The organism is Methylobacterium sp. Leaf111 (assembly GCF_001423285.1).
GTDB lineage: Bacteria > Pseudomonadota > Alphaproteobacteria > Rhizobiales > Beijerinckiaceae > Methylobacterium.
The window spans coordinates 36,099-49,262 of the sequence record NZ_LMNE01000073.1 but is presented as its reverse complement, the minus strand read 5'-3'; the positions used below and the strand labels follow the sequence as shown (position 1 = coordinate 49,262).

Annotated in this window: 14 protein-coding genes; 5 read left to right on the top strand and 9 right to left on the bottom strand. The window is 71.3% G+C overall.

The window, feature by feature from the left end; genetic code table 11:
* Position 1 precedes the first annotated feature (1 nt).
* Both ASF41_RS21695 and ASF41_RS21690 read right to left on the bottom strand, forming a co-directional pair.
* Positions 2-871 (bottom strand): NAD(P)-dependent oxidoreductase, encoded by an 870-nt coding sequence (locus ASF41_RS21695; protein ID WP_056497337.1) that lies wholly within the window; start codon positions 869-871, stop codon positions 2-4.
* Positions 872-913: 42 nt separating this feature from the next.
* Complete coding sequence (locus ASF41_RS21690; protein ID WP_056496947.1) at positions 914-1,933, bottom strand: alpha/beta fold hydrolase; 1,020 nt, start codon at positions 1,931-1,933, stop codon at positions 914-916.
* A gap of 315 nt (positions 1,934-2,248) precedes the next feature.
* Here ASF41_RS21690 and ASF41_RS21685 point away from each other — a divergent pair, with 315 nt between their 5' ends.
* The 3 genes from ASF41_RS21685 to ASF41_RS21675 all read left to right on the top strand — a co-directional run bounded on the left by ASF41_RS21685 (position 2,249) and on the right by ASF41_RS21675 (position 5,585).
* Positions 2,249-3,577 carry an MFS transporter gene (locus tag ASF41_RS21685; RefSeq protein ID WP_056496943.1) on the top strand — a complete coding sequence of 443 codons (1,329 nt, stop codon included), beginning with the start codon at positions 2,249-2,251 and terminating at the stop codon, positions 3,575-3,577.
* Between the two features lie 74 nt (positions 3,578-3,651).
* On the top strand, positions 3,652-4,464 hold the full coding sequence (locus tag ASF41_RS21680) for an SDR family NAD(P)-dependent oxidoreductase (RefSeq protein WP_056496941.1): 813 nt from the start codon (positions 3,652-3,654) through the stop codon (positions 4,462-4,464).
* Between the two features lie 92 nt (positions 4,465-4,556).
* The gene (locus tag ASF41_RS21675) at positions 4,557-5,585 is read left to right on the top strand and encodes a matrixin family metalloprotease (protein ID WP_056496938.1); all 1,029 of its coding nucleotides are present in this window, start codon (positions 4,557-4,559) and stop codon (positions 5,583-5,585) included.
* Between the two features lie 53 nt (positions 5,586-5,638).
* Here the strand turns inward: ASF41_RS21675 and phoB are convergent, their stop codons facing one another.
* From phoB to pstS, 6 genes are all read right to left on the bottom strand, one after another.
* Positions 5,639-6,343 (bottom strand): phosphate regulon transcriptional regulator PhoB, encoded by a 705-nt coding sequence (gene phoB / locus ASF41_RS21670; protein WP_056496935.1) that lies wholly within the window; start codon positions 6,341-6,343, stop codon positions 5,639-5,641.
* Positions 6,344-6,373: 30 nt separating this feature from the next.
* Entirely contained in the window at positions 6,374-7,099 is a 726-nt protein-coding gene (gene phoU, locus ASF41_RS21665) for a phosphate signaling complex protein PhoU (protein WP_056213306.1), read from the bottom strand.
* A gap of 86 nt (positions 7,100-7,185) precedes the next feature.
* Complete coding sequence (pstB, locus tag ASF41_RS21660; RefSeq protein ID WP_056213304.1) at positions 7,186-8,004, bottom strand: phosphate ABC transporter ATP-binding protein PstB; 819 nt, start codon at positions 8,002-8,004, stop codon at positions 7,186-7,188.
* Between the two features lie 52 nt (positions 8,005-8,056).
* Positions 8,057-8,947, bottom strand: coding sequence for a phosphate ABC transporter permease PstA (gene pstA / locus ASF41_RS21655; protein ID WP_056213301.1), 891 nt, complete (start codon positions 8,945-8,947; stop codon positions 8,057-8,059).
* 33 nt (positions 8,948-8,980) lie between these two features.
* Positions 8,981-9,955, bottom strand: a complete 975-nt coding sequence (gene pstC, locus ASF41_RS21650) for a phosphate ABC transporter permease subunit PstC (protein ID WP_056496932.1) — start codon at positions 9,953-9,955, stop codon at positions 8,981-8,983.
* Positions 9,956-10,180: 225 nt separating this feature from the next.
* The gene (pstS, locus tag ASF41_RS21645) at positions 10,181-11,218 is read right to left on the bottom strand and encodes a phosphate ABC transporter substrate-binding protein PstS (protein ID WP_056213297.1); all 1,038 of its coding nucleotides are present in this window, start codon (positions 11,216-11,218) and stop codon (positions 10,181-10,183) included.
* Between the two features lie 339 nt (positions 11,219-11,557).
* Here pstS and ASF41_RS21640 point away from each other — a divergent pair, with 339 nt between their 5' ends.
* A complete protein-coding gene (locus ASF41_RS21640; protein ID WP_056496930.1) occupies positions 11,558-12,445 on the top strand; it encodes a CoA ester lyase in 888 nt (295 codons plus the stop codon).
* A complete protein-coding gene (gene dut, locus ASF41_RS21635; protein ID WP_056496927.1) occupies positions 12,442-12,933 on the top strand; it encodes a dUTP diphosphatase in 492 nt (163 codons plus the stop codon). The genes ASF41_RS21640 and dut overlap by 4 nt, the downstream gene beginning before the upstream one ends.
* A gap of 10 nt (positions 12,934-12,943) precedes the next feature.
* On the opposite strand, the gene ASF41_RS21630 is transcribed toward dut, so the two are convergent.
* A complete protein-coding gene (locus ASF41_RS21630) occupies positions 12,944-13,150 on the bottom strand; it encodes a DUF3606 domain-containing protein (RefSeq protein WP_056213289.1) in 207 nt (68 codons plus the stop codon).
* Positions 13,151-13,164 lie beyond the last annotated feature (14 nt).

Genomic DNA, 13,164 nt, shown 5'->3' with positions numbered 1-13,164 from the left:
CTCAGGCCGTCCGGCCCCGCCGGCGGGCGACCTCGGCGAGGGCCGCGAGGTCCTTCTCGGCGTCGCCGTGGCCCATCGCCTCGATGAGGTTGTCGCGCAGCACGCTGGCGAAGGGCATCGGCACCCCGGCGGCCCCGGCCGCGGAGAGCGCCAGTCCGACATCCTTGGCGCCGAGCTTGAGGTTGAACCCCGGCGGCTCGTAGCGCCGGGCCGCGATGAGCGCGCCGTAGTTCTTGTAGACGGGGGAAGCGAACAGGGTGTTCGTCAGGAGGTCGAGGAGGTCGGCCCCCGTCACCCCGTGGCCCTCGGCCAGGGCGGCCGCCTCGCCCATGGCCTCGATCGCCGCGATCAGCATGAAGTTGCCCGCAAGCTTCACCGCGTTGGCCCGGTGCGGCTCGGGCCCGAAGCCCCAGGTCCGGGCGCCCAGGGCGTCGAGGAGCGGCCCGGCCCGGTCGATGGCCGCCGGTTCGCCCGCCGCCACGATGTTGAGGGCGCCGGCCTCGGCGACGTCCGGGCGTCCGAAGACCGGAGCGGCGATGTAGGGCACGCCGGCACGGGCGTGGATGGCGGCGAGCTCCTGCGCCAGGGCCACCGAGATCGTGCTCATCGAGAGATGCAGGCCCGGGCGCGCGGCGCCGTCGAGGAGGCCCCCCTCCACGATCACCGCCCGCAGGGCCGCGTCATCGGCCAGCATGGTGATGGCCGCATCCCCGGCGAAGGCCTCGGCGGCGCTCGCCACCGGGACCACCCCGTCGAGCCCGTCGGCCGCGCCGGCCGAGCGGTTCCAGACCCGGACCCTGTGCCCGGCCCGGACCAGGCTCGCCGCCATGCCGCGGCCCATCCGTCCGAGGCCGATCACGCCGACATCCATGCGCACGCTCATGTCGTCTCTCCCGTCGTGGTGGCCCGGCGCTCAGTGGCCGTCGAGGAATTCGAGCGTCAGGCTGTTGAACTGGTCCGTCACCTCCATGTGGACGAGGTGCCCGATGCCGGGCAGCACCACGGCGCGGCCGTTCGGCATCCGGCCGGCCAGCGTCCGCGCGTGCTCGGCATTGCGCCCCATCCCGGCCCGGAGGGCTTCCGGCGCGAAGGGCTTGCCAGGGGCGTTGTGGTCGTTCTCGCCCATGATGAAGAGGGTCGGGACCGGGAGCAGCGGGATCTCGTGCACCACCGGCTGCCCCCAGATCGCCTGGTAGGCATTGACGAAGGACTGCAGCCAGCGCGGATACTCGCCCGAGCCCTTCACCCGCTCGCGCAGCGACACGAAGGGTTCGATGGCGGAGGCCGGCAGCGACAGGGCGTAGTTCGTCATCAGCTGGCGGCGGTAGGACTCCGCCGTGGCGTCGCCCTCCAGGCGCAGCAGGGTGGCGTCGGAGACCGGCGGCACCGTGAACCGGTAATCCTCCAGGCCGATCGGCGCTTCGAGGACGAGGCTGTTGACCCGGGTCGGGGCATTGCGCGCGAGGCGCACCGCCAGCATCCCCCCCATGGAATGGGCCACCACGTCGACCCGCGCCAGGCCGAGGGAGTCGAGCAGCGCCACGGTGTCGGCCGCCATGGCGTCGAAGGTGTAGGGCCCCACGGGCTTGGCCGACTTGCCGAAGCCGAGCTGGTCCGGGGCCAGCACCCGGTAGCCCGCGCGGGTCAGGGCCTGGATCACCGGCTGCCAGTAGCTCGACGGGAAGTTGCGCCCGTGCAGCAGCAGGACGGTCCGGCCGTTGGCCTGTCCCTCCGCGGGCACGTCCATGTAGGCGAGGCGCTGGCGCTCGCCGTCGCGCATCCGCTCGACATAGAAGACCGGGTACGGGTAGGCGAAGCCCTCCAGGGCGATGCCGAGGGGCGCCGTGTCGTTGGCGCTCGGCTGGGCGGCGGCGGTCGCCACGGACAGCAGGGCCGCCAGCAGCAGGGCGGAGAGTTTGAGGAGCGCGTCCATGTGGGGTCCCGGCAACGGCGCGCAATCCTACGCACCGGGCTGACATAGCGCAGGTTCCACACCAGCGTCGCCCGATCCCGGTGACAAACGACACGCCGCGTTTCCCCGGCCCTTGCGGTTTCCGGCCCGGCGTCCCAGGGCTCGGCCATGACCACCGACGTTCCCGGCCCGGATCCGCGCAGCCGACCTTCCTCCCCGGACCGGACGACGTCCCGGGATCAGGATCCCTCCCAGGGTCAAGATCTCCCGCACCAGGATCTCCCGCCCCGGACACCGCCCGAGCCCGGACTGGACGGCATTCCGGTGCGCGAACGCATGCTGGCGCTCCTCGCGATCGGCCTCGCCATGACCATGGCGGTCCTCGACGGCGCCATCGTCAACGTCGCCCTGCCGGTGATGGCCAAGGACCTCGGGGTCGAGCCCTCCGCGGCGATCTTCGTGACCAACAGCTTCCAGATCGCGGTGACGGCCGCCCTGCTGCCCCTGGCCGCCCTGGGCGACATCCTGGGCTATCGCCGGATCTACCTCGCCGGTCTCGCCGTGTTCACGGCGGCGTCCGTCGCCTGCGCCTTCGCCCCCAGCTTCGAAGCCCTGGTGGCCGCGCGGATCGCGCAGGGGCTCGGGGCCGCCGGCATCATGAGCGTGAACACCGCCCTGGTGCGCTTCATCTACCCGCAGCGGATGATCGGGCGCGGCGTCGGCAACATCGCCCTGGTGGTGGCCATGGCCTCCGCCGCCGGTCCGACGGTGGCGGCCGCCATCCTGTCGGTGGCGAGCTGGCCCTGGCTGTTCCTGGTCAACCTGCCGGTGGGGCTGATCGCCCTGACGGTGGGGGCCCGCACCCTCCCGGTGACGCCCCGGAGCGGCGGGCGCTTCGACGTCCGCAGCGCCCTCCTCAACGCCGTGACCTTCGGGCTCCTCATCATCGGGGTCGACGGCCTCGGCGACCCGGTGACCCGGGGCGTGGCGCTGGCCGAGATCGGGGCGGCCCTGGCGATCGGCGCGGTGTTCGTCCGGACCCAGACCCGGCTGGCGCGCCCGCTCCTGCCCGTCGACCTCCTGCGGATTCCCGCCTTCGCCCTGTCGATGGCGAGCTCGGTCGCCTCCTTCGCGGCCCAGATGATGGCCTACGTCGCCCTGCCCTTCTACTTCCAGGACGTCCTGCACCTCTCCGAGACCCAGACCGGCTTCCTGATGACGCCGTGGCCCCTGGCCATCGCCCTGATGGCCCCGATCTCGGGGCGCCTCGCCGACCGCTACGCCCCGGGGCTGCTCGGCGGCCTCGGCCTCGCCCTGATGGCCACCGGCCTGACGGCGACGGCCCTCCTCCCCGCGGGCGCGTCGCATCCCGACATCGCCTGGCGCCTGACCCTGTGCGGCCTCGGCTTCGGGTTGTTCCAGTCGCCCAACAACAAGGTCATCATCACCAGCGCCCCGCGGGACCGCAGCGGCGGGGCGAGCGGGATGCAGTCCACCGCCCGCCTCACCGGACAATCCTTCGGCGCGGCCCTGGTGGCGGTGATCTTCGGCCTGCACCAGGGCGGCCCGCCGGCCGGGCCGGTGACCGCGACCCTGTGGTGCGCCGTCGCGCTGGCGAGCCTCGGGGCGGTGACCAGCGTCCTGCGGCGCCAGCCCCGCGCCTGACGCATCCGCCGCGATCGCACCAGGGCCCGACCTGCGCGTTGACCCGGATCAGTGCCTCTCCGAAGGACGATCCCATGAACCTCGACCTTTCCGGCAAGCGCGCCCTCGTCAGCGGCTCCACCAGCGGCATCGGCTACGCCATCGCCAAGGCCCTGGGCGAACTCGGCGCCAACGTGGCGATCAACGGGCGGACGCAGGACCGCGTCCGCGACGCCGTCGACCGCCTGAAGCGCGAGACCGGCCGTGCCGGCTTCATCGGGGCGCCCGGGGACGTCGCCAGTCCGGACGGGGCGGCCCGCGTGGTCGCCGGCCTGCCGGACGTCGACATCCTGGTGAACAACACCGGCATCTTCGAGCCGAAGCCGTTCTTCGAGATCCCGGACGAGGACTGGCAGCGGTTCTTCGAGACCAACGTGATGAGCGGCGTGCGCCTCGCGCGGGCCTACACCCCCGGCATGGTCGCGCGCGGCTGGGGCCGGGTGGTCTTCATCTCCAGCGAATCCGGCGTGAACATCCCGGTGGAGATGGTCCACTACGGGATGACGAAGACCGCCCAGCTCGCCGTGGCCCGGGGGCTCGCCGAGACCGTGTCGGGCAGCGGCGTCACCGTGAACAGCGTGCTGCCGGGGCCGACCCTGTCCGAGGGGGTCGCCGATTTCATGAAGAGCATGGCGCAGGGGCAGGACGGCGGAGCCGGGGGCGAGGTCGACCTCGACGCCGCCGGCCGCGCCTTCGTGGCCGAGCACCGCCCGACCTCGCTGATCGGCCGCCTCGCCACCGTCGAGGAGGTCGCCAGCATGGTCGCCTACATCTGCAGCCCGGCCGCCAGCGCCACCAGCGGGGCGGCGCTGCGCGTCGATGGCGGCGTGGTGCGCAGCATCGTGTGAGGACGTGCCGCCCCGACGCGTGGCGGCCGGTCCGGTAAGGATTTCGCAACCTCTGCCGCCGACCCTGGCCCGAACGCACGGGAGGGCGGTCGATGGGGGATTATGCGCTGGAAGGTCCGCGCTGGGGAACGGGCGCGGCAGGCACGGGCGGCGGCACCGTCACCTGGGCCGTCGACGGCACGATCCCCACCGGCTTCGTGAGCCTCCTCCAGGCCGCCTTCGCTACCTGGGCCGCCGCCGCCGACATCGCCTTCCAGCAGGTGGCCGCAACGGCCAACGCCCAGATCGACTTCACCCTCGGGGGGATCGACGGGCTCGGCAAGACCCTGGGCTACGCCACCTATTCCTACAGCGGCCAGCGCATGCAGTCCGCGGAGGTGACCTTCGACAGCGGCGAGGGCTGGCACGCCTCCGGCGCCCGCATCGTCGGCACCCAGAACGTGGATCTCTCCCTGGTGGCGCTGCACGAGATCGGCCACGCGCTCGGCCTCGACCATTACGACGCCAAGCCCGAGGTGATGAACGCCATCCTCGACAGGGGCATCACGACCCTGGCGGCCGGCGACATCGCCGGGATCCAGGCCCTGTACGGTGCGCCGCCCGCCCCGGTGGTGGCCGCGGCGGCACAGACGAGCCCGGTCGCCGGCACCGCCGTCACGGCGGTCTATCGGTTCTACGACACCCGTACGGGGGATCACTTCTACACCACGAGCACGGCCGAGAAGGCGCAGATCGAAAAGACGCTGCCGTGGTTCACCTACGAGGGCACCCCGTGGGCGGCCCCGGCCCAGGGCGCCGACACGGTGGACGTGTTCCGGTTCTTCGACACGGCCTCGAACGCCCACTTCTTCACGACGAGCGTCGCCGAGCGAGATCAGGTCGTCAAGACGGCGCCGACCTACACGTACGAGGGCGTGGCCTTCGAGGCCTACGCGGATGCGGGCGCCCCCGGCGGCCTGACCCTGGAGCGCTTCTACAACACCCAGACCGGCCAGCATCACTTCGCCGGCAGTGCCGAGGAAGCCAACGGCATCAACCACGGCGCCGCCGGTCCGGGCTGGGTCGACGAGGGCAAGGCCTTCACCGTCCACCTGCCCACCGACGCGATGATTTTCGCCTAGGCGGCGGGCCCGGCTGTCCGCCTGACGGCTGGGCCGGCGCGCCTCGGGATCGGCTACTCGGCCTCGGCCTCGAACATCTCGTCGAAGGAGTAGCCCGAGCCGCGGACCGTGCGGATCGGGTCGCTCTGGCGCGGGCGGTTCAGGGCCTTGCGCAGGCGCCCGACATGGACGTCGACCGTGCGCTCGTCGATGTAGATGTCGTGGCCCCAGACGCCGTCGAGGAGCTGCTCGCGCGAGAACACCCGGCCGGGGCTCTGCATCAGGAATTCGAGGAGCTTGAACTCGGTCGGCCCGAGATGGATCTCGCGGCCTTCCCGGCGGATGCGGTGGCTGACCCGGTCGAGCTCGATGTCGCCGGCCACCAGCAGGTTGGCGACGTGGGCCGGCTTGGCCCGGCGCAGCAGGGCGCGGACCCGGGCGAGGAGCTCCGGCACCGAGAACGGCTTCACGATGTAGTCGTCGGCGCCCGTTCCGAGGCCCCGGATGCGGTCGCCCTCCTCGCCCCGCGCCGTGAGCATGATGACAGGCAGCCGCTCGGTCTCGCGCCGGGCGCGGATGCGGCGGCAGAGCTCGATCCCCGACAGGGCCGGCAGCATCCAGTCGAGCAGGACGAGGTCGGGCACCTGCTCCTGCAGGCGCAGGTCCGCCTCGTCGCCGCGGGCGGCCGAGTCGACGATGAACCCCTCGGCCTCGAGGTTGTAGCGGAGGAGGAGGGTCAGGGCCTCCTCGTCCTCGACGATCAGGATACGCGTACTCATCGTGCGCTTTCGATCAGAGCGGCACGGGGGTCAGGCCGCGCCGGGCATGTCCACGGTGGCGTAGTTGGACGCGTCGTTCTTCGGGCGCTCGCGCTCGGCCAGGAGATTCTCGCCGGTGACGAGGTAGTGGATCGTCTCGGCGATGTTGGTGGTGTGGTCGCCGATGCGCTCGATGTTCTTGGCCACGAACAGGAGATGCGTGCAGAACGAGATGTTGCGCGGGTCCTCCATCATGTAGGTCAGGAGCTCGCGGAACAGGGAATTGTAGAGGGCGTCGATGGCGTCGTCGCGCTCCCAGACGTCGAGGGCCGCCTTGGTGTCGCGGCTGGCATAGGCGTCGAGGACGTCCTTGAGCTGCTCCTGCACCAGGTCGCTCATGTGCTGGACGCCGATGACGATCTTCTGCGGCTGGATCTGGTCGGCGATCGCCACGACGCGCTTGGCGACGTTCTTGGCGAGGTCGCCGATGCGTTCGAGATCGTTCGACACGCGGATCGCCGTCACGGTCTCGCGCAGGTCGATGGCCAGGGGCTGGCGCCGGGCGATGAGCAGGATCGCCCGCTCCTCGATCTCGCGCTGGAGGGTGTCGAGGCGGGCGTCGGCGGCGATCACCGCCTGGGCCAGGGGCGCGTCCCGGCGCACCAGGGCCTCGCCGGCCTCGGTCATCATCTTCTCGGCGATGCCGCCCATCTCGGAGATCGAGCGGCGCAGGTCCTCGAGGTCCGTATCGTAGGATTTGACGATGTGGTCGGGCATGGGGTTCGCTCCTCGATCGGGCCCGCCTGTCCGGGGCCCGCCCTGGCGGTGATGGGGGACGCGGGCCGAGACCGGCCGGCGGAGGATCAGCCGAAGCGGCCGGTGATGTAGTCCTGCGTCTGGCGCTTTTCCGGATTCATGAAGATGCGCGTGGTGGGCCCGAACTCCACCAGTTCGCCGAGATACATGAAGGCGGTGAACTGCGAGATGCGCGCCGCCTGCTGCATGTTGTGCGTGACGATGACGATGGTGAATTCCGAACGCAGCTGCTCGATCAGCTCCTCGATGCGGCCCGTCGAGATCGGGTCGAGGGCCGAGGTCGGCTCGTCGAACAGGATCACCTCGGGGCGCTGGGCCACCGTGCGGGCGATGCAGAGGCGCTGCTGCTGGCCGCCCGAGAGGCCCATGCCGGATTGCTTGAGCTTGTCCTTCACCTCGTCCCAGAGGGCGGCCTTGCGCAGGGATTCCTCGACGCGCATGTCGAGGTCGGCCTTGGGCAGCTTCTCGTAGAGGCGCAGGCCGAAGGCGACGTTGTCGTAGATCGACATCGGGAACGGGGTCGGCTTCTGGAACACCATGCCGATGCGCGAGCGCAGCTCGTTCAAGTCGACCCCGGAATCCAGGACGTTCTGGCCGTCGAGGAGGATCTCCCCTTCCGCGCGCTGGTCCGGATACAGGCTGTAGATCCGGTTGAAGGTGCGCAGCAGGGTGGACTTCCCGCAGCCCGACGGGCCGATCAGCGCCGTGACCTGGCGGTCGTGGAAGTTGAGGTTGACCGACTTCAGGCCGTGGAAGCTGCCGTAGTAGAAGTTCAGGTCCTTGACGGCGATGCGGACCGGTGAGGACTCGTCGGCCTTGTGGCGTCCGGTGAGCTGCGCGGACGTGATCCCGGGGGCGGCGTTCATCGGTTCAAGATCCTATCGGGCGAAGCGGCGGGGACAGGCGGCGCGCGGGTGATCAGCGCGACCGCTCGGTCTTGATGACGAAGCGGGCCACGATCGACAGGGCGAGGATCGTGACGGTGATGAGGAGGGCGCCGGCCCAGGCGAGCTGCTGCCAGTTCGGATAGGGCGAGAGGGCGAACTGGTAGATCATCACGGGCAGGTTCGGCACGCCGCCCATCAGGTTGGGGGCGAACCAGCTGTTGTTGTTGAGCGCGGTGAAGAGCAGCGGCGCGGTCTCGCCGGCGATGCGGGCCAGGGCCAGGATGATGCCGGTGACGATGCCGGCGCTGGCGCCGCGCCAGGTGATGCTCCGGATGACGATGGAGGGCGGGGCGCCCAGCGCGGCGCCGGCCTCGCGCAGGGTCGAGGGCACGAGGCGCAGCATGTCCTCGGTGGTGCGCACGATCACCGGGGTGGCGATGATGGCCAGCGCCACCGCGCCGGCCCAGCCGGAATAGGAGCCCATGGGGCGCACCATCAGCGTGTAGACGAACAGGCCGATGAGGATCGAGGGCGCCGAGAGCAGGATGTCGTTGAGGAAGCGGATGACGTCGGCGATCTTCGAGTTGCGGCCGTACTCGGCCAGGAACGTCCCCGCCATCACGCCGACGGGCGTCGCCACCAGGATGGCCAGGAGGGTCATCACCAGACTGCCGAGGATCGCGTTGGCGATGCCGCCGCCCTCGGAACCGGGCCCCGGCGTCGGGGCGGTGAAGAGGGTCGGCGAGACGCCCTTGATGCCCTCGACCACCAGCATGAACAGGATCGAGCCGAGCACGACGATGCCCACCAGCGTGGCGATCGTGCTCGCCAGGATCAGGATCCGGTCGGCGACCCGGCGGCCGGGCCGGACCCGGCTGATCCGGGCCGGGGCGGCGGTGGTGAGGGGGTTCGCGGCGTCCATGATGCGGCTCCTGACGACTCGGTGAGGCTGGCCTCAGGCGACCTTCGCGCGGCGGGTGAGGAGGCGCGCGACGATCAGGACGAAGAAGGTGATGACGAAGAGGATGCAGCCGAGGGCCATCAGGGCGTTCAGCTGCATCCCGTCGGCCTCGTTGAACTCGTTGGCGATGCGCGAGGCGATGGTGGAGCCCGGGTCGAAGACCGAGCCCGAGAGGCGGTTGGCGTTGCCGATGACGAAGGTCACCGCCATGGTCTCGCCGAGCGCCCGGCCGAGGCCCAGCATGATGGCCCCGATGATGGAGACCGAGGCCTGGGGCACCAGCACGTGGCGCACCACCTCCCAGGTGGTGCAGCCGATGCCGTAGGCGCTCTCCCGCAGCACCGTCGGGATCTGGTCGAGCATGTCGCGGGTGATCGAGGCCACGAAGGGCACGATCATGATGGCCAGGATGATGCCCGCGGTGAGGATGCCGACGCCCGAGGGGACGCGGGCATAGAACAGGGTGCCGACGATCGGCATGCCCTCGACGAGGTTCGACACCGGCACCTGCACGAAGCGGGCGAAGAGCGGGGCGAACACGAACAGGCCCCACATGCCGTAGATGATGCTCGGCACCGAGGCGAGGAGCTCGATGGTCATCGAGACGGGCTTGCGGGCCCAGCCGGGGCAGAGCTGCGTCAGGTAGACGGCGATGCCGAGGGAGAGCGGCACGCCGATCAGCAGGGCGAGGACGGCCGAGGCCAGGGTCCCGACGATGGCCACGAGGCCGCCGTACTGCTCCTGCCCAATGTTCCAGACGCTGGAGGTGATGAAGCCGAGGCCGAATTCCTGGAAGGCCGGCCAGGCGCCGTACGCGATGGAGACCAGGATGCCGGCCAGAAACAGGAGCACCAGGATCGCCGCGCCGTAGGAGGCCGCGCGGAACAGGCTGTCGCCGAGGCCGCCGGGCGTCTTGCGGGCCGCGGCGCGGCCCCGCGTCAGGGCGATCTGGTCAGTCAAGGCGGCCATCCGAATGTCTTCTCTTCACCGGGCGGCGTCCTACCCTGCGCCGGTCGTCGGCGCGAGGGGGGATCACCGGATCGTTGCCAAGGGGTGGCGATAGGGGGTGGCGAAGGGGGAGCCCGGCATCGCGACGCCGGGCCCGTCGGTCGCGGTCACGGGGGCACGGCGGCTCGCCCCCTAGCCCCGCGGGCGGAGCGCCCGCGAGGTTCGGCTTCCCGGGTGAGGACGGGCCTACATGTTGAAGACGGGTTTGCCGTCCTTGCCCTTGATCTCCTTCCACGCGTCGTGGATCTGGCTGACGACGGTGTCGGGCAGCGGCACGTAGTCGAGGTCGACGGCGAGCTTGTCGCCGTTCTTGTAGGCCCAGTCGAAGAACTTCAGCACCTCGGCGGTGCGGGCCGCGTCGGCCGGATCCTTGTGGACCAGGATGAACGTGGCGGCGGTGATCGGCCAGGCGCCCTCGCCGCCCTCGTTGGTCAGCGAGATGCCGAAGCCGGGGGCGGCTTTCCAGTCGGCGCTGGCGGCGGCGGCCTGGAAGGCCTTGTCGTCGGGCTGTGGGAACTTGCCGGCCTTGTTCTGGATCAGGGCGTAGCTCAGCTTGTTCTGCTTGGCGTAGGCCGACTCGACGTAGCCGATGGCGTTCGGGACCTGCTTGACGGTGGCGGTGACGCCCTCGTTGCCCTTGCCGCCCTGGCCCACCGGCCAGCTGATCGTGGTGGCCGCGCCGTACTCCTTCTTCCAGGGCTCGGAGACCTGGGAGAGGTAGGTGGTAAAGATGTTGGTCGTGCCCGAGGCATCGGACCGGTAGACCGGGGTGATGTTGGCGTCGGGGAGCTTCAGCCCCTCGTTCAGCTTGGCGATCTTGGCGTCCGACCACTTGGCGATCTTGCCGGCGTAGATCTCGGCGATGACCTCGCCGGTGAGCTTCAGCTTGCCCGGCTCGACACCCGGGATATTCACCACGGTGACCACGCCGCCCATGACGGTCGGGAACTGGACGAGGCCGTCCTTCTCCAGGGCGGGGCCCTTCAGCGGCGCGTCGGTGGCGCCGAAATCGACGGTCTTGGCCTGGATCTGCTTGATGCCGCCACCCGAGCCGATGGACTGGTAGTTCAGTCCGAGGCCGCTCTCCTTGCGATAGGCTTCGGCCCACTTGGAGTAGACCGGGAACGGGAAGGTGGCGCCGGCGCCGGTGATCTCGGCCGCCTGAGCGGGGGCGAGAGTGGCGAGGCCGAGGCCCACGAGGGCGGCGAGGGTCGTGAATTTCATCTGTGGTCTCCTTGAGGAGCGCGCATCGGCCCGGGCGCGGCGCCCGTGAGCCGTTGTGCACCGCGCCATACGGTCGGTTGGGCTAAGGCGGTATGACGATTGCGCGACAGTTCGATGACACGGGCCCCGGACAGGGGCGGACCGGCCGCGGCCGACGCGCTTTTCCGGGGAGGACGGGCCGGCGCTCGGTCCGCGCCGCCGCCTTGAATCGGGATTCGCGGGAGGCTATCGCCGGGGCCGAGGGCGAGTCGCTGCTGGTCGAGGCCTCGACCGGAACGGCGCGCCGCCGGGGGCGGACGTGCGGCGCCCGATTCCCGACCGTGCCTCGAGGGATGCGCCATGACCGAGATCCGCCCGCGCCGCAGCGTCCTGGCCATGCCAGGGTCGAATCCGCGCCTGCTCGTGAAGGCCCGCACCCTCCCCACCGACGTGGTGATGATCGATCTCGAGGACGGGGTGGCCCCCGAGACCCGCGCCGCGACGCGCGAGGCCGTGGCCCGCGCCGTGGCCGAGGGCGGCTTCGGCCCGCGCGAGGTGGTGGTGCGGATCAACGCCCTCGACACGCCCGACGGCGCGGACGACCTCGCCGCCATCGCGCCGGCCGGGCCGGACGCGATCGTGGTGCCGAAGGTGACGGGGGCCGACGCCCTGGTGGCGGTGGGCTCGCGCCTGCGCCGCCTCGGCGCCCCGGACCGGACTCGGACCTGGGCCATGATCGAGAGCCCGATGGCGATCCTGCACCTCGCCGAGATCGCCAGCTCGGCCCGGGACGTCGACACCCGGCTCGCCTGCCTCATGGTGGGGCCGAACGATCTGGCCAAGGCCAGCCGGCTGCGCCTCGGCGTGCCGGGCCGCCCCGCCCTGATGCCCTGGCTGATGAGCGTGATCGCGGCCGCGCGCGCCTACGAGATCGACGTCATCGACGGCATCTACAACGCGTTTCGCGATGCGCCCGGTTTCGCGGCCGAGTGCGCGCAGGCCCGAGATTGCGGATTCGACGGCAAGATGCTGATCCATCCCGACCAGATCGCCCCGGCCAACGCCGCCTTCGGCCCCGACGAGGCCGAGATCGCCTGGGCCCGGCGCATCCTCGCCGCCTTCGCCGAACCGGAGAACCGCACCCGCGGCGTCATCGGCCTCGACGGCCAGATGGTGGAGCGCCTGCACGCGGCCGAAGCCGCCCGCACCGTGGCCCTGGCCGACGCCATCGCGGCCCGGACGGCGTGAGCGCGGTCCTCGCCATCGAGATCCGCCTCCTGGACGACCGCCTCTCCGGCTGGGGCTTTCCGCGCTGGGGTTCGGCGGCCGCCGCGGGCCTCGACCTGCATGCCTGCCTCGACGCGCCGCTGGCGCTGGCGCCCCAGGGGCCGCCGGCCCTGATTCCGGCGGGCTTCAGCCTGGCCATCGGCGACCCGGGCTGGTGTGGCCTCGTCTTTCCGCGCTCCGGCCTCGGCCATCGCGAGGGCCTCGTCCTCGGCAACGGCACCGGCGTGATCGACGCCGATTACGAAGGGCCGCTGATGATCTCGGCCTGGAACCGCAATCCCGGCGGGACCGACCTGCGCATCGAGCCCGGGGACCGCATCGCCCAGCTCGTCTTCACCCGCGTGGCCCGGCCGGCGCTCACGCTCCGCGACGCCTCGGACGCGGTGCCGCCCTCCGGGGAGGCCGGTGCGCGGGGCACCGGCGGGTTCGGTTCGACCGGGCGGCGCTAGGGCGCGCGCCTCAGACGATGCCGCTGCCCGCGAAGGGCCAGGGCCGGCCGAGCTCAGCGGCGACCTTCGCGGGCTCGTGGCCGACCGCGGCGACGGCGGCCTCGACGTCCTCGCGCGGCACCTCGAAGCGGCGGGCCCAGTAGGCCAGGGTCCAGGGCTCCGAGACGTTGACGGTGGCGGGCTCGTGGTCGTTGTCGGGGGTCGCGCTGCTGCTCATGGCGTGTCTCGCTG